Here is a 26,819-nt window from a genome sequence, read left to right as displayed (position 1 = left end):
CTGGTTACTTCACCCGCTGCAGCGCAGCGCCGAGGATAGAGACGATCTCGCCGAAATGCTGCTTCTCGACGATCAGCGGCGGCGAGAAAGCGATGATATCGCCGGTCACGCGGATGAGCAGACCCCTCTCGAAGCAATCGACGAACACGTCGTAGGCGCGGGCGCCGGGGGCGCCGTCGCGTGACAGGAGCTCGATGCCGGCGATGAGGCCGATGGTGCGGATGTCGATGACATGCGGCAGGCCCTTCAGCGAATGCATCGCCTCGTGCCAGTCCGCCTGCAGTTCGGCGGCACGGGTCATCAGGCCCTCGTCGCGATAAATGTCGAGGGTGGCAATGCCGGCGGCGCAGGCGGCCGGGTGGCCGGAATAGGTGTAGCCGTGGAAGAGTTCGATCTGACCCTCCGGCCCATGCATCAGCGCGTCGTGAACCTTACGGCTGGCAAAGACCGCGCCCATCGGAATGGCACCGTTGGTGAGCCCCTTGGCGGTGGTGACGATATCCGGCGTCACGCCGAAATAGTCGGCCGCGAAGGTCGCGCCGAGGCGGCCGAAGCCGGTGATCACCTCGTCGAAGATCAGGAGGATGCCGTCCCTGTCGCAGATCGCACGCAGGCGCTCGAGATAGCCCTTCGGCGGGATCAAGACGCCGGTCGAGCCGGCGACGGGCTCGACGATGCAGGCGGCGATCGTCTCGGCGCCGTGCAGCGCCACCAGCCTTTCGAGGTCGTCGGCGAGGTCGGCGCCGTGCTCCGGCTGGCCCTTGACGAAGGCGTTCTTGGAAAGATCATGGGTGTGGCGCAGATGGTCGGAGCCGGGAAGCTGCGGGAAGACACGGCGATTGTTGAGGATGCCGCCGACCGAGATGCCGCCGAAGCCGACGCCGTGATAGCCGCGCTCGCGGCCGATCAGACGGGTGCGCGTGCCCTGGCCGATCGAGCGCTGGTAGGCGAGCGCGATCTTCAGTGCGGTGTCGACCGACTCCGATCCGGAGCCGGTGAAGAACACCCGGTCGAGCTTGGCGGCCGCCGGGCCGGGGGCGATCTCGGCAAGGCGTTCGGCAAAGTCGAAGGCGATCGGATGGCCCATCTGGAAGGAGGGGGCAAAATCCATCGTCGTCAGCTGTCGCTCGACGGCGGCGGCGATCTGGCGGCGGCCATGGCCGGCATTGACGCACCAGAGACCGGCGGTGCCGTCGAGAATCCTGCGTCCGTCGACGCTGGTGTAGTGCATGCCCTCGGCCGAGGCGAGCAGGCGCGGGGCCGCCTTGAACTGGCGGTTGGCGGTGAAGGGCATCCAGTAGCTGTCGAGCACCGGGGCGTTGGATTTGTTGTGAGCGTCCATGCGATCCTCCAATCAGGTGCGGGATTGACGCCATGATTTGGGATGCCGAACAAGTCCTTTTCTTTGTTTAGCTAAGTCATTGTATTTTATGGGCTGTGTTTGATACTATTTCGATATTCCGAACAACGTCAACACGGGAAACTCTGATGAGCGTCGACATCGGCAGCCGCCTGCGGCATGTGCGGCTGATGCACAATCTCTCCCAGCGGGAACTGGCCAAGCGGGCGGGCGTCACCAACTCGACCATATCGCTCATCGAATCGAACGCTTCGAACCCTTCGGTCGGTGCCTTGAAGCGCATTCTCGACGGCATCCCGATCGGGCTTGCCGAGTTCTTTTCCTTCGAACCGGAGAAGCCGCGCAAAGCCTTCTATGCGGCGGAGGAATTGGTGGAGATCGGCAAGGGGCCGATTTCATACCGGCAGATCGGCGACAATCTTTTCGGCCGCAGCCTGCAGATCCTCAAGGAGTGCTACCAGCCGGGGGCGGACACCGGCAAGGTGCCGCTGGTGCATGAGGGCGAGGAGGGCGGCATCGTGCTTTCCGGGCGGCTCGAGGTGACCGTCGATGACGAGCGGCGCATCCTCGGACCGGGCGACGCCTATTATTTCGAAAGCCGGCGGCCGCATCGTTTCCGCTGCGTCGGGCCGGTGCCCTGCGAGGTGATCAGCGCCTGCACGCCGCCGACGTTTTGAGAAGGGGGTGCGAGAATGCCCCTCCCCCAACCCCTCCCCACAGGGAGGAGGAGCTTTGATGCGCGTTGAGCCCGGCGCCATTTCGTCAAGCTCTATCCCAGCTGGAACGGTCCAAACGAGGAGGTGTGGGTGCGGCAGGTCAGGCCTCTCCCACCTGTGGGGAGGGGTCTTTTCCGCGCCTCTTTTAACTGACTCAGGAAAGCCGCGCGCAGGCCGCGGCGATACGCGTCAGCGCTTCCTTGAGCTCCCCCTCCGACGTCGCATAGGAGATGCGGAAGAAGGGCGAAAGGCCGAAGGCCGAGCCTGGGACGACGGCGACATGGGCGTCTTCGAGCAGATAGGCGCAGAAATCCGTATCCGTTTCAATCCGCTTACCCTCGGGCGTCGCCTTGCCGAGCATGCCGGCGCAGCCGGAGAAGGTGTAGAAGGCACCTTCGGGAACGCGGCAATCGAGGCCGTCGATGGCGTTCAGTCCGCTCACCACCAGGTCGCGGCGGCGCCGGAAGCTCGCGGTGCGTTCTTTCAGGAAATCCTGCCGGCCGTTCAGTGCCGCGATCGAGGCCGCCTGGCTCACCGATGAGGGGCAAGAGGTCGCCTGGCTCTGGACGACGGCCATCGCCTTGATCAGCGCGCGCGGGCCGCCGGCATAACCGATCCGCCAGCCGGTCATCGCATAGGCTTTCGAGACGCCGTTGACGGTGAGCGTCCGCTCCTTGAGGCTCGGCTCGAGCTGGGCGGGAGTGACGAACCGGAAGCCGTCATAGACGATATGCTCGTACATGTCGTCGACGAGCAGCCAGACATGCGGGTGCTTGAGCAGAACATCGAGCAGCGGCCGGTAGTCGTCGGCGCCATAGGCAGCGCCCGACGGATTCGACGGCGAGTTTAAGAGCACCCAGCGCGTCTTCGGCGTGATCGCCGCCTCGAGTTTTTCCGCCGTCAGGCGGAAGCCGGACGACGCATCGCAGGCGATCAGCACCGGCTTGCCTTCGCAGATCTGGACGATGTCCGAATAGGAAGTCCAGTAGGGCGTCGGGATGATCACCTCGTCGCCGGGATTGATCGACGCCATCATGGCGTTGAAGAGGATCTGCTTGGCGCCGGTGCCAACCGTGATCTCGTCCAACTCATAGGCAAGGCCGTTCTCGCGCTGAAATTTTTCGCGGATCGCCTTCTTCAATTCCGGCGAGCCGTCGAGCGCCGTGTATTTCGTCTCGCCGCGCTGGATCGCTTCCCAGGCAGCTTGCTTGACGTGGTCAGGCGTGTCGAAATCCGGCTCGCCGGCGCCGAGGATGATGACCGGCTTGCCTTCCCGTTTCATGGCATTGGCGCGGGCGCCGATCTTCAGGATTTCCGAAACGCCGATCGAGGAAATCCGCGAGGCGGGCAGAAAGCCCGCCTCCTTGACCGTTGCATTGATGGTCATTGTCGATCCTATTCGATGTCGCCAGTTATTCGATGTCGAACGAGACGCCCTGCGCCAGCGGCAGAGCCTTCGAATAGTTGATCGTGTTGGTGGCGCGGCGCATATAGGCCCTCCAGGCGTCGGAGCCGGATTCACGGCCGCCGCCGGTTTCCTTTTCGCCCCCGAAGGCGCCGCCGATTTCCGCACCGGAGGTGCCGATATTGACGTTGGCAATGCCGCAATCCGAGCCGTCGGCCGCCAGGAAGCGCTCCGATTCCTGCATGTCGCGGGTAAAGATCGACGATGAAAGTCCGGCCGCGACCGCATTGTGGTCGGCGACCACTGCGTCGAAGTCGCTGTACTTCATGACATAGAGAATCGGCGCGAAGGTTTCTTCAAGCACCGGGCCCACCTGCTTTGGCATTTCGACGAGAGCCGGCTTGACGTAGTAGCCGTTCTCGTAGCCGAGCTCGACGCGTTCGCCGCCGGTTACCGCACCGCCCTCACTCTTGGCCTCGGCGATCGCCTTCTGCATGCTGTCGAAGGCGGCCTTGTCGACGAGCGGACCGACGAGTGCGGTCGATTCCAGCGGATTGCCGACCGAGACCGATTGATAGGCCTTCTTCAGGCGAGGCACGAGCTGGTCATAGACGCTTTCATGCACGAAGAGGCGGCGGAGCGTCGTGCAGCGCTGGCCGGCAGTGCCCATGGCGCCGAAGGCGATGGCGCGGAGCGCCATGTCGAGATCGGCCGAGGGGCAGACGATGCCGGCATTGTTGCCGCCGAGCTCGAGGATCGCGCGGGCGAAGCGCTTGGCAAGGCGCGGCCCGACGTCGCGGCCCATGCGGGTCGAGCCGGTCGCCGAGACAAGCGGAACCTTCGGATGGTCGACGAGCACCTCGCCGATTGCGCGGTCGCCGATCAGCACCTGCGACAGGCCTGCCGGCGCATCGCCGAAGCGGGCGAGGGCGCGCTCGAGGATCGCCTCGCAGGCAAGGGCGGTGAGCGGGGTCTTTTCCGACGGCTTCCAGACGACGGCGTTGCCGCAGACGAGCGCTAGTGCTGCGTTCCACGACCAGACGGCGACCGGGAAGTTGAAGGCCGAGATGATGCCGACGACGCCGAGCGGATGCCAGGTTTCCATCATTCGATGGCCGGGACGTTCGGTGGCGATCGTCAGGCCGTAGAGCTGGCGGGACAGGCCGACGGCGAAATCGCAGATGTCGATCATTTCCTGCACTTCGCCGAGGCCTTCGGACGGGATCTTGCCGGCTTCGAGCGAGACGAGGCGGCCGAGATCGGCCTTGAAGGCACGCAGTTCCTCGCCGAGCAGCCGGACGAGCTCGCCGCGCTTCGGCGCCGGCACCAGCCGCCAGGCACGGAAGGCCTCGTCGGCCTGTTCGATCTTCCCGGCCGCTTCGGCGGCCGACACGGTCTTCAGGCTGGCGATCTGCTCGCCGGTGACCGGGCTGTAGGACGGCATGTCGCCGCCGGTATAGAGTTCCCTGGCGACGCCCATCTTGTCGAGGAGGGCGGCTGCCTCCTTGGCAACGTCGACTTTCGTGGCTGCAATATTCATGTCGTCTGACTCCCGTGTTGTCTTATTTGTGAGGTTGGCGCGAGATGCGGGCGGAAAACCGCTTCACACGTTTCCTCATCCCGCGCGGCTCAACCGAAACGCACACTGCCGAGCTTTCCCGGCGAGGTGAACGTCTTCAGTCCGGCGGCCATCTCCTTGAGTTTTTCCGGCGTGTAGAGATCGTAATAGGCCTGGTTGCGGCGGCCGATCGCATGCTCTGCGCTGAAGCTGCCCTGATACTGCTCTACCGCGACAGTGAAGACCCATTCGCGCAGGCGCTGCTCGAAGGCCGGATCGGTCAATAGCGGGCTATCCTTCGCGACGACCAGATTGAAGTGGACGCCGCCGTCGCCGATATGGCCGAAATCGCAAACCGTGACGCCGGGAAATTTCTGCGGCATTTCGGCCTTCATATGGTCGCAGTAGGCCATGATGTCACCCCTTCGGAAGGACAGATCGAAGGCAATCAGCTTGCCCAGATGCTTCACGCCTTCGGAAAGCGCATGGCGCAGTGCCCAAGTCTCGTGCGGCGGGCCGATGAAAGCATCGGCGAGCGGCGCTTCTTCCATCTCCCAGATTTCCGCCAGCACACCTTCGAGAACCGCGTCGAGCGACTGCTCGCCCTCGCGCGGTGGCCAGGTGCGGGAGATCTCTGCCAGGATAACATAGTCGGGGATGTTGCCGCCCTGGAAAGGGTTCTTGAGCGACGGGACATGGGCGAAGGCGGCGGCAATCGCGTTCTTCGACATTCCCTCGAAGGCTGACAGATAGGCGCCGAGGCGCTCTTCCACGGCGTTCAGGAGCGGCAGGACATGGGCACCGCTCGCAGGAACGAGGAACGCGGTTGCCGTCTGCTTCGGCAGGCGCTCGAGATTGAGCACACATTCGGTGACGATGCCGAAAGCGCCGGAGGTGCCGATGAAGATCTGCTTCCAGTCGACGCCGGTATTGTTCTTTCTGAGATCGCAGTCGAGATCGAGCACAGTGCCTGTCTCGTCGGCGAGCACCACCTTCAAGCCCAGCGTGTTGCGGCGGACGTCACCATATTTCAGGAAACGCGAGCCGCCCGTATTGGTGGCGATCATGCCGCCCAGCCGCGGATCGGCGCCAAGGTCGATCGGGAAGAACAGGTCGTGCTCCTCGAGCTTCCTGTTGAGGTCGGAAAGGCGAAAGCCCGCATCGACGCGAATTGACCGATTGTCCAGGCCGATCTCGAAGCGCCGCGTCAGACGGTCGAGGCTGAGGACCACTTCGCTGCCGAAGTTATCCGGCGTCGAGCCGGAAACGAGCCCCGTATTGCCGGACTGAGGGATGAGGGCGATGCCGTTGCGCACGCAGTAAGAAACCGCGGCGGAAACCTCCGCGGTGCTCGCCGGACGCAGCACGGCGGCGGCGCGGCCGCGGTCGTAGCGCGCGCCGGTCTCGTAGGCTTCCATGTCTTCCGGACGCGTGACGACGCCCTTGTCGCCAAGGAGCCGTGCCAGCGCGTCGATATGGTCCCGTTCAATCATCGTCGGCGTATCATTCCGCTGCCACGGCGGCGGTCAAGACCTTGAGGCAGCTCTCGATCGATGCCTTTTCGATGCCGGCATAGTGATCGAATTCGTTGAGGACGGCGGCGGGCCTCGAAGCGCTTCTGGTTCGGGCTCGCGACGAATTCCTGCTGCCCGCCGTCGCCGAGGTTCGACTGGAAGATACCGGCGGCGCTGACCGGAAGGAAGTCCTCGTAGACGATCGGATCGTATTGGACGAGGCCGTCGGCGATCAGCGAGTCGAGACCACGCCGGCCGGGCAGCTTCGTCTGCCGGCCCTTTTCCGTCAGAGAATAGCTGAAATAACCGAGCCCTGCCTGGCGAATTTCAGTCCAACTGTCCGGGAAGGCGTCAAAGGCGTTGGCGAGCGCCGCTCCGTACTCCCTGGCATTGGATCCGTCGGCGGAGGGACGCACGATCTTGCGCGATTCGTCGAGCAATCGGTCGTAAAGGGCGCGGCCCTTCGGGGTTAGCGCGATGCCGCGCTGTTCGATCTCGCCGAAACGGGCGGTGTGCGAGCCGGGCTTCCAGCCGCCGTCGGCGTCGCGGAAGGAAACCGCTTCCTCGAGCGCCTTGAAGGAGGTCTGACGCAACAGGATCGGGCAGTTGCGGGTCGGGGGCCCTTCGACGACGGCCTTGGGGGCAATGCCGTATTCGGGCATCAACGCCTGGACCTGGTCGATGTCGAGCGTGCGCGGCGTCAGATGGTTGATGTGCGGCCCCTTGAAGGAGACGACGTCGGCGATCAGCCGGTGGGCGTCATGCAGGCGCTCGTACATCTCGGCGCTCACATTGGCCCTGTCGTGCCAGCGGAAGGTTTCCAGCACCTCGACGACGAAGCGCTCGGCATCGGCCTTGTCGAGCCCGCCGCCGCGCTCGGCCTTCTCGGTAAGCTCGATGGCCCCCGGCGTGAAGATGCGGCGTTCTTCAAGGATCGCGTCCGCCTCGGTGCGCAGCATCTCGTCGGCGATCAGGTCCAGCCGCAGGAGCGAGGTGAAAACGCGGAAGGGATTGCGCTTCAATGCGGCTTCGCCCACCGGGCGGAAAGCGGTCGAATGCACCGGCACGCCGGCGGTCGAAAGATCGTAGTAACCGACCGGATACATGCCCATCACCGCGAAGACGCGGCGCATCACCGACAATTCCGCCGGGGTGCCGAGACGGATCGCGCCGTGACGTTCCTCGGAGAGGCGTTCGAGCGTATCAGTTGCCTCCAAGCGTTCCTTGAGCGTCGCATCCGCCGCCAGTGTGTCAGCATTGACCTTCGCGACCAGTTCCATCAGCGTGCCGTAGGCCGGCACCTCCTCGCGGTACATCAAGGACATCGCGGCGGAGAAGGCGGCGCGGATATCGTCGGCCGATACGAAACTATTCTCTTTCACTGGGGCTCGCCTCGCGCTAAGGGTGAAGACAAGATCATTCTTAATTCTGATCATATCCAAAGTCGGCGGCCATTGATCGCGCTGCTTCTGACTATGTTGATGCGAGGCCGGAATGAAGTTAAGCCGCCGACTGGTTCCCGACGTGACGACGCTGCAGGCTTTCGAATGCGCGGCGCGTCACGGCAGCTTCACCCAAGCGGCGGCCGAACTCAATCTCACCCAAAGCGCCGTCAGCCGGCAGATCAAGGACCTCGAGACACAATTGGGCGTGCTGCTCTTCGAGCGGGTCCGCCAGCGGGTCATTCTCTCGGATGCGGGGCAGAAATTCCTGCCGGAGGTCCGCCGTCTCCTGCACCAGACGGAGGAACTGATGGTGCGTGCCATGGCCTCGGCACGGGCGGATTCAAGCCTTTCCGTTGCCTCGCTTCCGACCTTCGGCAGCCGCTGGCTGGTGCCGCGCCTGCCGGATTTCCTGAGGCGCTATCCCGGCACGGTTCTCAACATCGCCTCGCGCTCGGCGCCGTTCGATTTCGACGAGCAGAATTTCGACCTGGCGATCCACTACGGCCAGCCGGTCTGGGCGCGCGCCACCTGCAGCTATTTGTGCAGCGAGGTCATCGTACCGGCCGCAAGTCCGGCGCTTCTTGCAGCCAATTCGGTCGAGACGCCCGAAGACATCGGCGGCGGACCGCTGCTTCATCTTGCGACGAGGCCGAAGCTCTGGGCGCAATGGTTCGACGCCAGCGGTGTCGACAGTCACGGCGCCTACCGGGGCAACCGGTTCGATCAATTCTCGATGGTGATCGAAGCGGCGACCGCAGGTCTCGGTTTTGCCCTTTTGCCCCGTTATCTGATCGAGCAGGAACTCGCCGCAGGCACGCTGCGGATTGTACTCGATCGACCGATGCAGACGGAAAACAGCTATTATCTCGTCGTGCCGGAAGGCAAACTGGAAAACCCGATCAGCCGCGCCTTCCGGGAATGGATCAGCGAGCAGGTCGGCTGAGACCGACGCAGCCGGGGAGGGTGGAAGGCGGCTTTCCAAGCGGTCCTTTTGAGATCGTCATGCTGCCACTTACCAGGAAGGGGCCGGACTTGAGTCAAGCATTCATCGAGCCAGCGGGAGGGTGCGGCCGCGCCGCAGCGCTGCCGCCGCAGTCCCGCGCAAATCGATCAAGGCGATGCTCGCAATCCTTGCAAGCCGCTGACACTGCGGCTAAAAAATGCCACTTTGATGCATCACCCGGCCGTGACATCCAACGCGCCGTCGGCATTGCGATCTTCGGGCCCCATGTCCCGGCCAGCGCCTGCTTCCGCGGCTTTCCGGCTCCGGGATGACGACGGCAGATGGGGGGACACATGACCGTGTCTAGAAACGCGCCGGCGCCGCCTGGAACTTCAGGGCCGCAGCCACTCCGGCAGATCAACGAGAACCGGGCCAATCAACCCCGGTTGGAAACAGAATCCATACCCATGCTCCAACATACGACGCCGTCCAATACCCCGCGCGAACCCGAAGCGAAGCAAATCGATTACAACGATTCGATCCGCTCGACCTATTTCTCGAACGACGACCTCAGGGCGTGCGGGGCCGAGCTTGCGCTGAGCGGTGTTTCATCCCTGCCGGGATTCTTTCCCTTCGAGTTCCGCACCAGACACCGGGAGAACGAGAAGGAAATCTTCCGTGTCTACCGGGCGACGGCGGCCGACGTCGAAGCCGGCGCCTCGATCACCCCGGCGGCCGAATGGCTGCTCGACAACCACCATGTCGTGGAGGAAGCGATCCAGGAGGTCCGGCGCGATTTTCCGCGCAAGTTCTACCGCCAATTGCCGACGTTGTCGGTTTCCGGCACGACCATTCCGCGCACCATGGCGCTTGCCTGGCTCTATGTGGCCCACACCCACAGCACCGTTTCGCGGGAGAGCATCACCGCGATGGTCGAGGGTTTCCAGGAGCAGGAGACCCTCAAGATCGGTGAATTGTGGGCCCTGCCGTCGATCCTGCGCTTCGTCCTCATCGAAAACCTGCGCCGAATCGCAATCCGCGTCGAACGCTCGCGCGGCATGCGGCGGAAGGCGAACGAGGTGGCCGACCAGATCATCCGCCTGAGCGATCCGGAACGATGCCGGTCGCTTTTGGCGGAGTCCGAGGCGCTTGCCGCCGACAACACCTTCATCGCCCAACTTCTCTACCGGATGCGCGACGGGTCGCAGACCTCCGGCGCGGTCATCGGCTGGATCGAGGAAAGGCTTGAGCAGCGCGGCACCGATGTCGAGGAGGCGCTGGTCGCCGAACAGAACCGCCTGTCGTCCGGCAACGCGACGATGAGCAATATCATCCGCAGCCTGCGCGAGATCGACGACACGGACTGGGCCGTCTGGTTCGAGAGTGTCAGCAAGATCGACGCGACGCTGCGTGAAGGCTCCGACTATGCGGCGCTCGAATTCGGTTCGCGCAACACGTATCGCGACACCATCGAAAAGCTCGCCCGCCGGTCCGGCTACAGCGAGCACGAGGTCACGCAGACGGCGATCGAGATGGTCGAGGAGGCGAGGGCCGCCGCCGCGGTCGAGGCGCCGCTGCAGGAGCCGAATGTCGGCGCCTTCCTTGTCGGCGAACGGCGCAAAATCCTGGAGAGGAGGATCGGCTATTCGCCGTCGGTGCTGCAGAGGATGATCCGCCTGGTGCGCAAGCTGGACTGGTTTGCGATCGCCGGGCCGAACATCCTTCTGACCATTCTGGCGATGATTGCCGTTTACGCCTTCGTTAGCCCGATGGACATTCCGAACGGCGCCAAGCTGATCATGCTGCTGCTTTTCGCGCTGCCGGCTTCCGAGGGTGCGATGGGCCTGTTCAACACGCTCGTCACGCTGTTCGTCAAACCGTCGCGGCTTGTCGGTTACGAGTTCCTCGACGGCATCCCCGAGGACGCCCGCACGCTCGTCGTGGTGCCCTGCCTGATCGCCAAGCGCGACCATGTCGACGAGCTGGTGCGCAATCTCGAGGTTCATTATCTCGCCAATCCGCGTGGCGAGATCTATTTCGCTCTGTTGAGCGACTGGGCCGACAGCAAGTTCGAGGAAACGCCGACCGATTCGGACGTGCTCGAATATGCCAAGCGGGAAGTGGCGTCGCTCGCGGCCCGCTATGCCTATGACGGCAAGACGCGCTTCTTCCTCTTGCACCGCCGGCGGCTGTTCAACGAGGCCGAAGGCGTCTGGATGGGCTGGGAGCGCAAGCGCGGCAAGCTGCACGAGCTCAACCTCCTGTTGCGCGGTGATCGCGACACCTCGTTCCTCCAGGGCGCCAATACGGTGCCGGAGGACGTGCAATATGTCATGACGCTCGATTCCGACACGCGCCTGATGCGCGACGCGGTGACGAAGCTGGTCGGCAAGCTCTATCACCCGATCAACCGGCCGGTCGTGAACCCGAAGACGCAGCAGGTGGTAGCCGGCTACAGCCTCCTGCAGCCGCGCGTGACGCCGTCGCTGACGACGGGCAACGAGGCCTCCGCCTTCCAGCGCATCTTCTCGATCAACCGCGGCATCGATCCCTATATCTTCACCGTTTCCGACGTCTATCAGGACATCACCGACGAAGGCAGTTTCACCGGCAAGGGCCTCTACCACGTCGATGCCTTCGAGGCGGCGCTCAAGGGCCGGATCGAAGAGAACGCGGTGCTCAGCCATGACCTGCTCGAGGGATCCTATGCGCGCTGCGCGCTGGTGACCGATATCGAGCTCGTCGAGGACTTCCCGACCCGCTACGAAGTCGAGATGTCGCGTCAGCACCGCTGGGCGCGTGGCGACTGGCAGCTCCTGCCTTACATCTTCAGCCTGACGAACGGGCTCTCCATGCTCGGCCGCTGGAAGATGTACGACAACCTGCGCCGCTCGCTGATTCCCGTCGCCTGGCTCGCTGCTTCCGTCATGGGCTGGTACTACATGCAGCCGACGGATGCGCTGATCTGGCAGATCGTGCTGATCTTCAGTCTTTTCGTCGCGCCGACGCTATCGCTCATCTCCGGGATCATGCCGCGGCGCAACGATATCGTCGCCCGCGCCCATATACACACGGTGCTTTCCGACATCCGCGCCGCCAATGCGCAAGTTGCCTTGCGCATCGTCTTCATCGCCCACAATGCGGCGATGATGGCGGACGCGATCGTCCGGTCGCTCTACCGCACCTTCGTCAGCCGCAAGCTGATGCTCGAATGGCGGACGGCCGCGCAGGTCCAGAGTGCCGGCCACGGCTCGATCGGCGACTATTTCCGCGCCATGTGGACGGCGCCGGCGCTCTCCCTTGTTTCGCTTGCGCTCGCGGCCGTCTCCGATACCGGGCTGCCCTTCATCGGCATCCCGTTTGCCCTTGTCTGGGCGGCGTCGCCGGCGGTCGCATGGTTCGTCAGCCAGTCGGCGGAAACGGAAGACCAGCTCGTCGTCTCCGACGAGGCGATAGAGGACATGCGCAAGATCGCCCGGCGGACATGGCGCTATTTCGAGACCTTCGTCACCGCCGAGCAGAACTTCCTGCCGCCGGACAATTTCCAGGAAACTCCGCAACCGGTTCTGGCGGAGCGCACCTCGCCCACCAATATCGGCGTCTATCTCCTGTCGGCGATGTCGGCGCGCTCCTTCGGCTGGATCGGCTTCGAGGAGACGATCACCCGGCTCGAGCAGACGATCGCCACGATCGATCGCATGCCCAAATACCGCGGCCATCTCTTCAACTGGTACCGCACGCGCGGCCTCGAAACGATGGAGCCGCGCTATATCTCGTCGGTCGACAGCGGTAATCTGGCCGGGCACCTGATCGCAGTCTCGTCCATGTGCCGGGAATGGGCCGAGGCGCCCTCCGCCCATGTCCAGGGCAATCTCGACGGCATCGGCGACGTCGCCGCCATCCTCGCCGAGGTGCTGGACGAACTGCCGGACGACCGCAAGACCGTGCGTCCTTTGCGGCGGCTGATCGAAGAGCGCATCGCCGGCTTCCAGAACGCGCTCGCCGCCGTCAAGCGCGAGCACGAGTTCGCCTCGATCCGGGTCATCAACCTGGCGGTGCTTGCCCGCGACATGCACAAGCTTACCCTCAATCTCGACCATGAGGTCCGCACCGCCCAAAGCGGCGAAGTGGCCAAATGGGCGGGCTCGCTGGTGGCGACCTGCGAGGCGCACATCGCCGACGGCGTCTTCGATCTCGGGGCGATCGACTCGCTGCGCCAGCGCCTGCTCGTGCTCAAGGACCGGGCCCGCGACATCGCTTTCTCGATGGATTTCAGCTTCCTGTTCCGGCCGGAGCGGCGGCTGCTCTCGATCGGTTACCGGGTGAACGCCAACGAGCTCGACGAGGCCTGCTATGACCTTTTGGCTTCAGAAGCGCGGCTGACGAGCCTCTTCGCAATCGCCAAGGGGGATCTGCCGACCGAGCATTGGTACAAGCTCGGACGGCCGATCGTGCCGATCGGCGCGCGCGGCGCGCTCGTCTCCTGGTCCGGCTCGATGTTCGAATATCTGATGCCGCCGCTCGTCATACAGGAGCGGCAAGGCGGCATCCTGAACCAGACGAACAATCTGGTGGTGCAGGAGCAGATCAACCATGGCCGGCGCCTCGGGACCCCGTGGGGCATCTCTGAGGCCGCCTTCAATGCGCGCGATCACGAGCTCACCTACCAGTACACGAATTTCGGCGTGCCGACGCTGGGCCTCAAACGTGGTCTCGGCCAGAATGCGGTGATCGCGCCCTACGCGTCGATCCTCGCCTGCATGTACGACCCGAAGTCGGCGCTCGCCAATCTGGAGCGGCTCCGGGAAGTCGGCGCCCTTGGTGCCTATGGCTATCACGATGCGGTGGATTTCACGCCGACGCGCGTGCCCGAAGGGCAGAAATGCGCCGTGGTGCGCAACTACTACGCCCACCATCATGGCATGTCGATCGCAGCCGTCGCAAACGTGGTCTTCAATGGCCAATTGCGCGAATGGTTCCACGCCGATCCGGTGATCGAGGCGGCGGAGCTCTTGCTGCAGGAAAAGGCGCCGCGCGACATTCCGGTGATGGCTGCCAAGCGCGAGCCGGAATCACTCGGCAAGGGACAGGCCGACCTGCTGCGCCCGGAAGTCCGGCTGATCGAGGACCCGCTGGCGCAGGACCGCGAGACGGTTTTCCTGTCGAACGGCCACTATTCCATCATGCTGACGGCGACCGGCGCCGGCTACGGGCGCTGGAACGGCCAGTCGGTTACCCGTTGGAAGCCCGATCCGGTGGAAGACAGGTCGGGAACGTTCATCTTCCTGCGCGACACGGTGACGGGCGAGTGGTGGTCGGCGACCGCCGAGCCGCGCCGCGTCGAGGGCGAAAAGACCCTCACCCGCTTCGGCGACGACAAGGCCGAGTTCGTCAAGACCGTCGGCGATCTCATGAGCGAGGTGGAATGCATCGTCGCCACGGAACACGACGCCGAAGGCCGCCGGGTCATCCTGCTCAATACCGGCACGGAAGACCGCTTCATCGAAGTCACTTCCTATGCCGAGCCGGTGCTCGCCATGGACGATGCCGACAGCGCGCATCCGGCCTTCTCGAAGATGTTTATCCGCACCGAGATCAGCCGGCAGGGCGACGTCATCCGGGTGTCGCGCAACAAGCGCAGTTCCAGTGACCCGGACATCGAGGTCGCGCATCTCATCACCGACAATGCCGGCAGCGATCGGCACACCCAGGCGGAAACCGACCGCCGCCGCTTCGTCGGCCAGGGCCGCACGCTGTCGGAGGCCGCCGCCTTCGATCCGGGCGTCAGCCTCTCGGGCACCGACGGCTATACGCTCGACCCGATCATGGCGCTCCGGCGTGTCGTCCGGGTTCCGGCCGGCAAGAAGGTCAGCGTCATCTTCTGGACGATCGCCGCCCCGGACCGGGAAGCAGTCGACCGGGCGATCGACCGCTACCGCCACCCGGAAACTTTCAATCACGAGCTCATCCATGCCTGGACCCGCAGCCAGGTGCAGATGCGCCATGTCGGGATCAGTTCGAAGGAGGCGGCAAGCTTCCAGATGCTCGGCCGCTACCTGGTCTATCCCGACATGCACCTTCGCGCCGACACGGCGAGCGTCAAGGTCGGCCTCGCCTCCCAGGCGGCGCTGTGGCCGCTGGCGATCTCCGGCGACTTCCCGATCTTCTGCCTGAGGATCAATGACGACGGCGACCTCGGCATCGCCCGCGAGGCGCTGCGTGCGCAGGAATATCTGAGAGCCCGCGGCATCACCGCCGATCTGGTGATCGTCAATGAGCGCGCCTCATCCTATGCGCAGGATCTGCAGCACACGCTCGATTCCATGTGCGAGAACCTGAGGCTGCGCGGCCTCTCGGACGGCCCGCGCCAGCACATCTTCGCGGTGCGGCGCGACCTGATGGAGCCGGAGACCTGGTCGACGCTGATCTCGGCGGCGCGCGCCGTCTTCCACGCCCGCAACGGCACGATCACCGACCAGATCGCCCGCGCCGCCGCGCTCTACGCAAAGCCGGCGGAAGATGCGAAGGAGCGTACGCGGATGCTGCTGCCGGTGATCCAGGACGCGGCCGACGGAGCGGCTGCGCCCGTCTCCGGCGACGACCTCGACTTCTGGAACGGTTTTGGCGGCTTTGCCGACGGGGGGCGCGAATATGTCGTGCGGCTGCGCGGCGGCGAGGCGACGCCTCACCCGTGGATCAATGTCATTTCCAACGAGGGCTTCGGCTTCCACGTCTCGGCCGAGGGAGCAAGCTTCTCCTGGAGCCGCAATTCGCGCGACTACCAGCTGACCCCCTGGAGCAATGACGCCGTCGTCAACCGTCCGGGCGAGGCGATCTTTATCCGCGATATGACGAGCGGTTCGGTGACGACGCCCTACGCAGCCCTTTCGCGGCGCAGGTCGGCGCTTTTCGAAGCGCGTCACGGCCTTGGCTATTCGAACTTCCGAAGCAAGCAGGACGACCTCGATATCGAGGCGACCCACACCGTGCACAGATCGCTGCCGGCCAAGCTCATCCGGCTGTCGATCCGCAACCGGGGTTCGGCCACCCGCAAGCTGCGCATCTACGGCTATGCCGAGTGGGTTCTCGGCAACAACCGCAGCCGCACGGCGCCTTTCGTGCTGACCGAATGGCAGGAGGCTGCGAGCGCGCTTCTCGCGACCAATCCCTACAGCATCGATTTTGCCGGCCGCACGGCATTCTTCGCGATCGATGGCGAGACGGCGAGCTACGCGGCGAGCCGCCGGGAGTTCCTCGGCCGCAACGGCGCGATCCTCGCCCCGCAGGCGGTTATTTCCGGAGCCGAACTTTCCGGGTCGACCGAAGTGGACGGCGACCCTTGCGCGGCGCTTGCGACGGATCTGACCATCGAGCCGGGCGCCGAGCGGCAGGTCACCTTCTTCCTCGGCGATGCCGACAACAGCGACCAAATAGAAGGAATCCTAGGGGAATTGCGTGCTGGCACATTCGAAACGGTGCTGGAGACGTCAAAGACCTTCTGGAGCGAGTTCACTGGCGTCGTGAAGGTGGAGACACCCGACCGGGCCTTCAACCACATGATCAATCACTGGCTTCCCTATCAGAGCCTCGGGTGCCGGATCATGGCCCGCTCGGCCTTTTATCAGGCGAGCGGCGCCTTTGGCTTCCGCGATCAATTGCAGGATACGCTCGCCTTCCTCACCCACCGGCCGGAACTGGCGCGGGCGCAGGTGTTGAACGCCGCCTCCCGACAGTTCGTCGAAGGCGACGTGCAGCATTGGTGGCTGCCCGGCTCCGGGGCGGGCGTCCGTACGATGATTTCCGACGACGTCGTCTGGCTCGCCTATGCGGTCGCGCATTATTGCACCGTCACCGGGACGAAGGACATCCTCGCCGAGAAGCTGCCCTTCATCGTCGGGCCTGCGCTCGAGGAGGGACAGCACGACAGCTTCTACACGCCGGAGATCGCTGACGAGGTTGCCGACATCTACGAGCATTGCGCCCGTGCCCTCGATCTCGCCATCAAACGCACCGGTGCCAACGGGCTGCCGCTGATTCTTGGCGGCGACTGGAACGACGGCATGAACCGCGTCGGCGAGGCGGGCGAGGGTACGAGCGTCTGGCTCGGCTGGTTCCTGGCCGGAGCGCTTCGCGCCTTCCTGCCCTATGCGCGTGAGCGCAAGGATGAGCCACGCGTGGCGCTCTGGGCGGCTCATCTCGATATCGTCAAGCGGGCGCTCGATGAGGCCGGCTGGGACGGCGACTACTATCGTCGCGGCTATTATGACGATGGATCGCCGCTCGGCTCGGCGGAAAACAATGAGTGCCGGATCGATTCGATCGCGCAATCCTGGAGCACGCTATCGGGCGAAGGCGACGCGGAGCGTTCCGGGCGCGCCATGGATGCGGTGATGGCGGAACTGGTCGATCCGGAAAAACGCATTGTCAGGCTGTTCACGCCGCCGCTCGAAAAGACCAAGCAGGATCCCGGCTATATCAAGTCCTACCCGCCGGGCGTGCGCGAGAATGGCGGCCAATATACCCACGCGGCCACCTGGGTCGTGCTGGCCTTTGCCGCTCAGGGGCGACCGGAGGAGGCCTGGCGAGCATTCCAGATGCTGAACCCGATATCGCATTCGCGCAGTCGCGACGGTGCGGAACATTACCGCGTGGAGCCCTATGTCGTGGCGGCGGATATCTATGGCGAGGGCGCCCTCGCCGGCCGCGGCGGCTGGACCTGGTATACCGGCTCGGCCGGCTGGCTCTACCGCGCCGGCGTCGAGGGGATCCTCGGCATTCGCCAGCGGGGGGAAAAGCTGGCGATCCAGCCGGTGTTGCCGGAGGAATGGGATGGTTATTCCGCCGAAGTCAGGCTGAATGGCGCCACCCATCGGATTTCCGTCAGCCGCGACAAAAAAACCGGTGAGTTGATCGTCAGCGTCAATAATAGTGTCACAAAAAACGCGCATGAAGGCATTTTACTCTAAGCGCCGGAATTGAATGGGAGAGGAACCGGCTTTGTGCGGAAGTGCGAGGCCGGTTTTTCTTTGCCGTCAGTTTGGCAGCGCGACCTCAGGTCGCGGTTTCATCGACGCTGCCGGAACGCCCTCGGGCGGGGCGGCGTCCGGTTTCAACAAGGGGTGGGGCGGGGCGCCAAAACCCGGATAAGGACCGCATGCTGCAAAAGACCTCTTGGGGCGGCAGAGACCCGATTGCAACCGCCCCGGTCGCGACAGGGCGCGACACCCGCCTCGACGTCTTCCGAGCGCTCTGCCTGTTGACGATCTTCATCAACCACGTTCCGGGCCAGTATCTCGAATATCTCACGCACAAGAACGTAGGCTTCTCCGACTCGGCAGAGGCCTTCGTGCTGATTTCCGGCCTGTCGGTCGGTGTAGCCTATGGCGGCAAGTTCGTGGCCGGTGCGCGGCTGGCGCTGACCTTGAAGGTCTGGCGTCGTGCCCTGACGCTCTATGTCGCGCATATCATGACGAGCGTAGTGACGCTGGCGATCTTTGCCGGCGGCGCCCTCTATTTCGGCCGCCAGGATCTGATCGGCGAAATCAACATCCGCCCGATCGTCGAGCAGGCCGAACAGGGCATCGTCGCCATGGTGCTGCTCGGCCACCAGCTCGGCTACAACAACATCCTGTCTATGTACGCGGTGCTGTTCCTGATGCTGCCCGGCATCCTGTGGCTGAATACGCATCGTCCGTGGCTGCTGTTCGTCCTTTCCGCCGCCCTCTGGCTTGCCGCCGGCTGCTTCAAGCTCGTCCCCTCGAATTTCCTCGACGAAGGCTACTGGTTCCTCAATCCCTGGTCCTGGCAGTTCCTCTTCGTGATCGGCATTCTCTGCATGACCCATGCGCGCCGCGGCGGTCGCCTGCCGCGAAGCTGGTGGCTCATCGTGCCTTCAGCAGCCTATCTGCTGATCTCGGCCGCCTGGGTGCTGTTCTCCTGGTGGAGCATCGATCTTTCCTTCGGGCTGCCGGCGGTGCTGACCGGCTTCGACAAGACGTTCCTGTCGCTGACGCGGCTCCTGCACGTGCTGGCGCTTGCCTATCTTCTGGCGATCACCCCGCTCGTCAGCCGGCTGACGCGGCTCGACGGCAATCATCCGCTGGTGATGGTCGGCCGGCATTCGCTGCCGGTCTTCATCCTCGGAACGATCCTCGCCATGGCCGGGCAGGTGCTGCTCTTCGTCACCGGCCGGAACCCGCTGATCGGCACCCTCTTCGTCATCGCCGGCATCGGCCTGCACTTCGTCTATGCCTATTATCTCGACTGGCTGAGGGAGATGGCCGGCGCCAAGCCGCTACGGGCGGCTTAGGAGGCGCGTCAGATCGGTTAGACTTGCATGGCCTGGTTAGGATTAAGATCCCTCCAGGGATTTATTGATTTGCGACGCGGAGAAGCATCCGTTGAAATTGGCGACAGCGCAAACCATCGTCTCCCAGGAGGTTTCGGTCAATGGAGCCGCGATACGCGGGATGATCAAGAGTGCTGCGGATCAGGGTGCGCGACTGATCAGTTTCTGCGAAGGCGCCCTCTCGGGTTATGGCAAAGCGCAGATACGACGTCCTGATCGCTGGCGGACTTTCGATTGGGATCGTCAGGAAGCCGAGCTTCGGTCCATAGCCGATACTTGCAGGCAGTTTCGTATCTTTGCCGTCGTCGGCGCTGCGCATCGGCTCTCCGCCGCTTATCCGCCTCACAACAGCCTCTACGTCTTCGCGGACGACGGGAATTTGCTTACGAGATACGACAAACGATATCTGTCGAGCACTGAGCTGGGCGGCTGGTACACCCCCGGAACCGAACCGATCACGTTTGAGATAGATGGCTATCGTTTCGGTTCAGCGGTGTGCATCGAGTCCCAGTTTTCCGAGGTATTCGCCGAGTACGAGCGTTTCGGCGTCGATGTGGTTCTCTTCTCTTCCTACGGCATTCCCGCGCATTTCCGGATCGCGCTACAGGCACATGCGGTGTTGAACTGCCTTTGGATAGGCGCAGCGACGCCGGCGCAAACCGCCGATGAGGGAGCCGCGGGTACGATCGGGCCTGATGGACGATGGATCAGCCTATGCTCGGCGTCTCTCGAGCCTGGCTTCGCGATTGCAACGCTCGATCGAGATGACCCAGCTTACGAGATTCCGCTTCGGAAGGCTCGGCCATGGCGTGCCAAAGCAAGGCAAGGAGATATCTACCGAGACAAGTTCGTGGACGATCCGAGAAGTCGCGACAGAAGCGGTTACTGAAGTTTTCCGGCGACGCGAGCATGCCACCGCCGCCGCACGCGCCCACTCGAGGGGCTTTGCAGTGCCTTAAATGACAAAATGCCCCGGAGCTCCGGGGCATTGTCGTTTCGTGCCAATGAGGCGATAGAGGTCACGCCGCCGTGAGGCTCTTGCGGACATCTTCGTCCGTCAGAATACCGCTGGCGCGCAGAAGGGCGGCGAAGCGACCGTTGCTCTGGCTGAGTTCGCTGAAGCCGCCCATCTCGACGACCCGGCCGTGATCCATGAAAATCACCAGGTCCGCCTCGCGCACCGTCGACAGGCGGTGGGCGATGATGAAGGTCGTGCGGTCCTTCCGCAGCGCATCGATCGCTTCCTTGACGCGTGCCTCGGTTTCGACGTCGAGCGCACTGGTCGCCTCGTCGAGCACGAGGATCGGGGAGTTCTTGAGGATGGCGCGGGCAATGGCGATCCGCTGGCGTTCGCCGCCCGAGAGCCGGTTGCCGCGTTCGCCGACCATCGTGTCGTAGCCGTTGAGGCGGCCTTCGATGAAGTCGCTTGCGGCGGCGGCTTCGGCGGCGCCCATGATCTCTTCCAGCGTAGCATCCTCGCGGCCGAGCCGGATGTTGTCGCCGATCGAGCGGTTCATCAGGCCGGCATCCTGGAAGACGGTGGCGATCGAGCGGCGCAGCGACTTGCGCGTTACGGTCGAGATATCGACGCCGTCGATCAGGATTTGGCCGTGCTTCGGCTCATGGACCCGCTGCAACAGGTTGACGAGCGTCGTCTTGCCGGCGCCGGTCGGGCCGACGATGGCGATCGTCTGGCCGGCCTTGGCTGTGAACGAGACGTTGCGCACGCCCTGGGCGGAATTGGCGAAGTCGAAGGAGACGTCGCGGAACTGCACTTCGCCGACGACGCCGGTGAGTTCCTTGGCGCCGGCCGGCTCCTCGCGTTCACGCACCGCATCCTCGAGCTTGTAGAAGTCCTCGAGCTTGGCGCGCGCCTCGAAGATCTGCGTCACGAAGGCCTTCATCTGGTCGAGACGGCCGATCAGGAGGTTGGCGAAGCCGATGAAGGCGATCACCTCGCCAACGCCGAGCTCGCCGCGCTGCACCAGGATCGTACCGATGACGAGGATCGCCATCATCGAAATGGTCGAGGCGATGCGGTTGAGCGCGCTCGCCAGCGCCCACCAGTCGAGCACCGGATACTGGGCGGAGAGAAGCCGCTCGGCGAACTTCTTCAGTTCGCGCGTTTCCGCTTCGATACGGTTGTAGCTGTGAACCACCGAGACGTTGCTGATCGCGTCGGAGACATGCGAGAAGACCGTGTGGTAGTGGTTCTCGACCAAGGCCTGGCCGTCCTTGGTGCGACTCATCACGGCCTTGCTGATCAGCACATAGGCCGCGCCAAGCACGACGAGCACCATCGACAGGCGGAAGTCCATGGCGAAGGCGGTCGGCACCAGCAGGACGAGTGCTACGGCGGTCGCGAGGTGCTGGCGCATGAATTCGAGCCATAGCCCGAAGAGCGTCTCGCAGGCGCGTAGCAGCGTGTGCAGCGCGTTCGAGGTGCCTCGCTGGCTATGCCAGGAGAGCGGCATGGAGACGATCCGGCCGAAGGCTTCCGTCAGGAGCGTCGCCCGACGGCCATGCGCAAGACGGTCGGCCTCGCGGGAGACGAGCACGAAGGCGATCGTGTTGAAGACACCGAAGCCGGCCCACAGGAGCAGCATCGGCGCGACGTCCTTCTGCGACGAGATCGCGTCGATGATACGGCCGAAGAGGATGGGTTCGGCAATCGTGATGGCAGCCAGGACGATATTGGCGATGACGATCGCCCCGACACGGATTTTGTGGACAGCAAGATACTGAAGCGCTCTTGCATACACCTGGAATAAAGACACTGTCTCACCCCTTCTGGGCATCGGATTTTTCCGCCGCAACAGCAGTGCGGCGAGGCGTTGCGCCTTTGTCGATCAACGCAGGATTGCCCTGCTGGACCGACAAAGCCGCGCGAGACGGCCTTGAGAAAAACCTGCGGAAAACCCGAAGCGGGCAAATCAGACGGCTTGATCATCCGGGTCCAAGGGAGGATTTGGTGGACGATCCATCGTTCGCAATCTCTTGCCACGACTCCGATTTTTTGCAGGTTTCGTACAGGACCGGGCGTGATAAGAAGAATTATTGCGGTTGCAACATGAATGGCTTCTGAACGGCGCGTTCATAGAAGACTTCGCAAGCGCTCGCTGCCCGTTCCGACCTCAAGGTGTTCAATGAATATAACGTTGCTCGTACAGTTTCTGGCGCTTCTGGAAGAGATGAAGACACGCGAGGAGATCCTGCCCGAGTTCGAGCGGCTGCTCGATCGCTGTGGCTTCGATTTCTACGGCCTCATACGCCAGCCCAAACCGCACGAGAACCCGTTGAGGCTCTTGCTCGCCGGGCGCTGGCCCGACGGCTGACCGCAGATCTACATCCGCAAGAAATACGTCGTCATCGACCCGACGATCCGCTATCTCGGCCACGCCCAGCGCGGCTTCCGCTGGCGCGACACGCTCGTCGCCTTCCGCTCCGACCCGCACCGCAAGCGCATGGAAAGCATGATGATCGAGGCGCGCAATCACGGGCTCTTCGACGGCTACATCTTTCCGGTGCATGGCCGGCGCGGGCTGATGGGCAATTTGACCGTCGGCGGCCGTGTGGTCGACTTGAGCCCGGTGGAACTGAGCCTCTTCGACGCGATCGCCAAGCGGCTGTTCTGGAAGCTGCTCGAACTCACCGATCCGGAAATCATGGCAGAGCTCGTCTCGCGCGTCGAAGTCCAGATGACCCGGCGCGAGATGGAAGCGCTGAACTATCTCGCCGACGGCATGACCTCGAACGACATCGGCAAGGTGCTCGACATTTCGAGCCATACGGTCGACTGGTACATGAACGGCATCCAGGAAAAGCTGAAGGCGAAGAACCGGCACCACGCCGTGGCAATTGCCTTCCGCCTTGGATTGATCTCCTAGGGGGCCGTCCTGACCCAATGGGTTAGGCTTCGTGTCGCATCTGAAATTGCACTTCATTCCTTGACTCGCTAATAGTTCATTTCGCGGGTGCAGCATTCCCGCGTTTTCAAGTCTATTGAGGAGTCCGACTTGTCCATCTCAAAGATCCTTGTTGCCAACCGATCCGAAATCGCCATCCGCGTCTTCCGCGCGGCCAACGAGCTGGGGCTTGAAACGGTCGCGATATGGGCTGAGGAGGACAAGCTGGCGCTGCACCGCTTCAAGGCGGACGAGAGCTATCAGGTCGGCCGCGGTCCGCATCTGCCCCGCGACCTCGGACCGATCGAGAGCTATCTTTCGATCGACGAGGTGATCCGCGTCGCCAAGCTGTCGGGCGCAGACGCCATCCATCCGGGCTACGGACTGCTGTCGGAAAGTCCGGAATTCGCCGAGGCCTGCGCCGAGAACGGCATCACCTTCATCGGCCCGAAGCCGGAAACGATGCGCCAGCTCGGCAACAAGGTGGCGGCCCGCAACCTGGCGATCTCGATCGGCGTGCCGGTCGTGCCGGCGACCGAGCCGCTGCCGGACGACCCGGCCGAGATCAAGCGGCTCGCCGACGAGATCGGCTATCCGGTGATGTTGAAGGCCTCCTGGGGCGGCGGCGGCCGCGGCATGCGGGCGATCCGCGACCCGAAGGACCTGATCCGCGAGGTGACCGAGGCGAAGCGCGAGGCGAAGGCCGCCTTCGGCAAGGACGAGGTCTATCTCGAAAAGCTCGTCGAGCGGGCTCGCCATGTCGAAAGCCAGATTCTCGGCGACACGCACGGCAATGTCGTGCATCTGTTCGAGCGCGACTGCTCGATCCAGCGGCGCAACCAGAAGGTCGTCGAGCGCGCGCCGGCGCCCTATCTCAACGAGGCGCAGCGGCAGGAGCTTGCCGACTATTCGCTGAAGATCGCTCAGGCGACCAACTATATCGGCGCCGGCACCGTCGAGTATCTGATGGATGCCGACACCGGCAAGTTCTACTTCATCGAAGTGAACCCGCGCATCCAGGTCGAGCACACGGTGACCGAGGTGGTCACCGGCATCGATATCGTCAAGGCGCAGATCCACATCCTCGACGGCTTTGCCATCGGCACGCCGGAGTCGGGCGTGCCGAAGCAGGCGGACATCCGCCTCAACGGCCACGCCCTGCAGTGCCGCATCACCACCGAGGACCCGGAGCAGAACTTCATTCCGGACTATGGCCGCATCACCGCCTATCGCGGCGCCACCGGCTTCGGCATAAGGCTCGACGGCGGTACCGCCTATTCCGGCGCGATCATCACCCGCTATTACGATCCGCTGCTCGAGAAGGTCACCGCCTGGGCGCCGACGCCGGACGAGGCGATCCGCCGCATGAACCGGGCGCTACGCGAATTCCGCATCCGCGGCGTCGCGACCAACCTCACCTTCCTCGAGGCGATCATCGGCCACCCGAGGTTCCACGACAACAGCTACACGACCCGCTTCATCGACACGACGCCGGAACTGTTTCAACAGGTGAAGCGCCAGGACCGCGCCACCAAGCTGTTGACCTATCTCGCCGACGTCACCGTCAACGGCCATCCGGAGGCGAAGGGCCGGCCGAAGCCCAACGACGACATCGCCGCTCCAGTCGTGCCGTTCATCAATGGTGAGGTGAAGCCGGGCACCAAGCAACGGCTCGATGAGCTTGGTCCGAAGAAGTTCGCCGAATGGGTGAAGGCGCAGCCTGAGGTGCTGATCACCGACACGACGATGCGCGACGGCCACCAGTCGCTGCTTGCCACCCGCATGCGCACCTATGACATCGCACGGATCGCCGGCACCTATGCCCGGGCCTTGCCGAACCTGTTCTCGCTCGAATGCTGGGGCGGCGCCACCTTCGACGTGTCGATGCGCTTCCTGACCGAGGATCCGTGGGAGCGGCTGGCGATGGTGCGCGAGGACGCGCCGAACCTGCTTCTGCAGATGCTGCTGCGCGGCGCCAACGGCGTCGGCTACAAGAACTATCCGGACAATGTCGTCAAATACTTCGTCGCCCAAGCGGCCAAGGGCGGCATCGACGTGTTCCGCGTCTTCGACTGCCTGAACTGGGTCGAAAACATGCGCGTTGCGATGGATGCTGTGGCGCAAGAAAACAAGATCTGCGAGGCGGCGATCTGCTATACCGGCGACATCCTGAATTCCGCCCGGCCGAAATACGACCTGAAATACTACACGGCGCTGGCCGCTGAACTGGAAAAGGCCGGCGCCCATATCATCGCCGTCAAGGACATGGCCGGATTATTGAAGCCGGCCGCCGCACGGGTGCTGTTCAAGGCGCTGAAGGAATCGACCGACCTGCCGATCCATTTCCACACCCACGACACCTCGGGCATCGCCGCGGCGACCGTGCTGGCGGCGGTCGAGTCCGGCGTCGACATCGTCGATGCGGCGATGGATGCGCTGTCCGGCAACACTTCGCAGCCCTGCCTCGGCTCGATCGTCGAGGCGCTGGCCGGCACCGAGCGCGACCCCGGCCTGAATCCGGAATGGATCCGCCGCATCTCCTTCTACTGGGAGGCAGTGCGCCATCAATACGCGGCCTTCGAGAGCGACCTCAAGGGACCGGCCTCGGAAGTCTACCTGCACGAGATGCCGGGCGGCCAGTTCACCAACTTGAAGGAGCAGGCCCGCTCGCTCGGCCTTGAGACACGCTGGCACGAGGTGGCGCAGGCCTATGCCGACGCCAACCGGATGTTCGGCGATATCGTCAAGGTGACGCCGTCCTCCAAGGTGGTCGGCGACATGGCGCTGATGATGGTCTCGCAGGACCTGACGGTCGCCGATGTCGAGAACCCGGCCAAGGACGTCTCCTTCCCGGACTCGGTCGTATCGATGCTGAAGGGCGATCTCGGTCAGCCGCCGGGCGGCTGGCCGGAAGGGCTGCAGAAGAAAGCGCTGAAGGGCGAAGAGCCCTATACGGCCGTGCCGGGTTCGCTGCTGCCGCCGGCCGATCTCGACGCGGAGCGTAAGAGCATCGAGGAGAAACTCGGCCGTGAGCTCGATGATTTCGAGTTCGCTTCCTATCTGATGTATCCGAAGGTCTTCACCGACTATGCGATCGCTTGCGAGACCTATGGTCCGGTCAGCGTGCTGCCGACGCCGGCCTATTTCTACGGCATGGCGCCGGGGGAGGAACTGTTCGCCGATATCGAGAAGGGCAAGACGCTGGTGATCCTCAACCAGGCGCAGGGCGAGATCGACGAGAAGGGCATGGTCAAGATGTTCTTCGAATTGAACGGCCAGCCGCGGTCGATCAAGGTGCCGGACCGCAACCGCGGCGCTTCCGCCGCCATTCGCCGCAAGGCCGAGGCCGGCAACGCCGCCCAGCTCGGCGCGCCGATGCCGGGCGTCATCTCGACGGTTGCCGTCCATCCCGGCCAGCCGGTCAAGGCCGGCGACGTGCTGCTCTCCATCGAGGCGATGAAGATGGAGACGGCGCTGCACGCCGAGAGGGACGGCACGATCGCCGAGGTGCTGGTCAGGGCCGGCGACCAGATCGACGCCAAGGATCTGCTGATCGTGTTTGGTGCTTGAAGGTACAAGATCCTAGTCCATACGGCCGGAACGTTGCGGCCGTATTTGTAGTGCG

General features: G+C 63.8%; 11 protein-coding genes and 2 pseudogenes. 7 read left to right on the top strand and 6 right to left on the bottom strand.

All coding sequences use genetic code 11. The annotated features are described in order from the left end of the window. Nucleotides 1-4: 4 nt before the first annotated feature. Nucleotides 5-1,342, bottom strand: coding sequence for an aspartate aminotransferase family protein (locus USDA257_RS28335; RefSeq protein ID WP_014766423.1), 1,338 nt, complete (start codon nucleotides 1,340-1,342; stop codon nucleotides 5-7). Nucleotides 1,343-1,488: 146 nt separating this feature from the next. On the opposite strand from USDA257_RS28335, the gene USDA257_RS28330 reads away from it, so the two are divergent. Then, nucleotides 1,489-2,037: a cupin domain-containing protein gene (locus USDA257_RS28330; RefSeq protein ID WP_014766422.1), complete on the top strand. Its 549-nt coding sequence runs from the start codon at nucleotides 1,489-1,491 to the stop codon at nucleotides 2,035-2,037. 193 nt (nucleotides 2,038-2,230) lie between these two features. Here the strand turns inward: USDA257_RS28330 and USDA257_RS28325 are convergent, their stop codons facing one another. The 4 genes and pseudogenes from USDA257_RS28325 to hglS all read right to left on the bottom strand — a co-directional run bounded on the left by USDA257_RS28325 (nucleotide 2,231) and on the right by hglS (nucleotide 7,935). Continuing rightward, nucleotides 2,231-3,463 (bottom strand): pyridoxal phosphate-dependent aminotransferase, encoded by a 1,233-nt coding sequence (locus tag USDA257_RS28325; protein WP_014766421.1) that lies wholly within the window; start codon nucleotides 3,461-3,463, stop codon nucleotides 2,231-2,233. A gap of 25 nt (nucleotides 3,464-3,488) precedes the next feature. Beyond that, nucleotides 3,489-5,021 (bottom strand): L-piperidine-6-carboxylate dehydrogenase, encoded by a 1,533-nt coding sequence (amaB, locus tag USDA257_RS28320; RefSeq protein ID WP_014766420.1) that lies wholly within the window; start codon nucleotides 5,019-5,021, stop codon nucleotides 3,489-3,491. An 89-nt stretch (nucleotides 5,022-5,110) separates the two neighbouring features. Next, nucleotides 5,111-6,532: an FAD-binding oxidoreductase gene (locus USDA257_RS28315; protein ID WP_014766419.1), complete on the bottom strand. Its 1,422-nt coding sequence runs from the start codon at nucleotides 6,530-6,532 to the stop codon at nucleotides 5,111-5,113. Between the two features lie 10 nt (nucleotides 6,533-6,542). Next, nucleotides 6,543-7,935 (bottom strand): annotated as a pseudogene (gene hglS / locus USDA257_RS28310) (2-oxoadipate dioxygenase/decarboxylase HglS). A 112-nt stretch (nucleotides 7,936-8,047) separates the two neighbouring features. Between hglS and USDA257_RS28305 the strand changes: the two are divergent. From USDA257_RS28305 to USDA257_RS28290, 4 genes are all read left to right on the top strand, one after another. Further along, nucleotides 8,048-8,941 carry a LysR family transcriptional regulator gene (locus tag USDA257_RS28305; protein WP_014766417.1) on the top strand — a complete coding sequence of 298 codons (894 nt, stop codon included), beginning with the start codon at nucleotides 8,048-8,050 and terminating at the stop codon, nucleotides 8,939-8,941. Between the two features lie 353 nt (nucleotides 8,942-9,294). After that, nucleotides 9,295-17,907, top strand: coding sequence for a cyclic beta-(1,2)-glucan synthase (gene ndvB, locus USDA257_RS28300; protein WP_041414783.1), 8,613 nt, complete (start codon nucleotides 9,295-9,297; stop codon nucleotides 17,905-17,907). Nucleotides 17,908-18,095: 188 nt separating this feature from the next. Beyond that, nucleotides 18,096-19,250 carry an OpgC family protein gene (locus USDA257_RS28295; RefSeq protein ID WP_014766414.1) on the top strand — a complete coding sequence of 385 codons (1,155 nt, stop codon included), beginning with the start codon at nucleotides 18,096-18,098 and terminating at the stop codon, nucleotides 19,248-19,250. Nucleotides 19,251-19,341: 91 nt separating this feature from the next. Beyond that, a complete protein-coding gene (locus USDA257_RS28290) occupies nucleotides 19,342-20,178 on the top strand; it encodes a carbon-nitrogen hydrolase family protein (protein WP_041414782.1) in 837 nt (278 codons plus the stop codon). A gap of 130 nt (nucleotides 20,179-20,308) precedes the next feature. On the opposite strand, the gene USDA257_RS28285 is transcribed toward USDA257_RS28290, so the two are convergent. Continuing rightward, complete coding sequence (locus tag USDA257_RS28285; protein WP_014766412.1) at nucleotides 20,309-22,066, bottom strand: glucan ABC transporter ATP-binding protein/ permease; 1,758 nt, start codon at nucleotides 22,064-22,066, stop codon at nucleotides 20,309-20,311. Nucleotides 22,067-22,435: 369 nt separating this feature from the next. Between USDA257_RS28285 and USDA257_RS28280 the strand changes: the two are divergent. Beyond that, nucleotides 22,436-23,176, top strand: a pseudogene (locus USDA257_RS28280) (LuxR family transcriptional regulator). Between the two features lie 129 nt (nucleotides 23,177-23,305). Then, nucleotides 23,306-26,764 carry a pyruvate carboxylase gene (pyc, locus tag USDA257_RS28275; RefSeq protein ID WP_041414781.1) on the top strand — a complete coding sequence of 1,153 codons (3,459 nt, stop codon included), beginning with the start codon at nucleotides 23,306-23,308 and terminating at the stop codon, nucleotides 26,762-26,764. Nucleotides 26,765-26,819 lie beyond the last annotated feature (55 nt).

The organism is Sinorhizobium fredii USDA 257 (assembly GCF_000265205.3).
Classification (GTDB): Bacteria; Pseudomonadota; Alphaproteobacteria; order Rhizobiales; family Rhizobiaceae; genus Sinorhizobium; species Sinorhizobium fredii_B.
The sequence above is the reverse complement of the archived record's forward strand: the minus strand, read 5'-3'. Positions and strand labels throughout refer to the sequence as shown.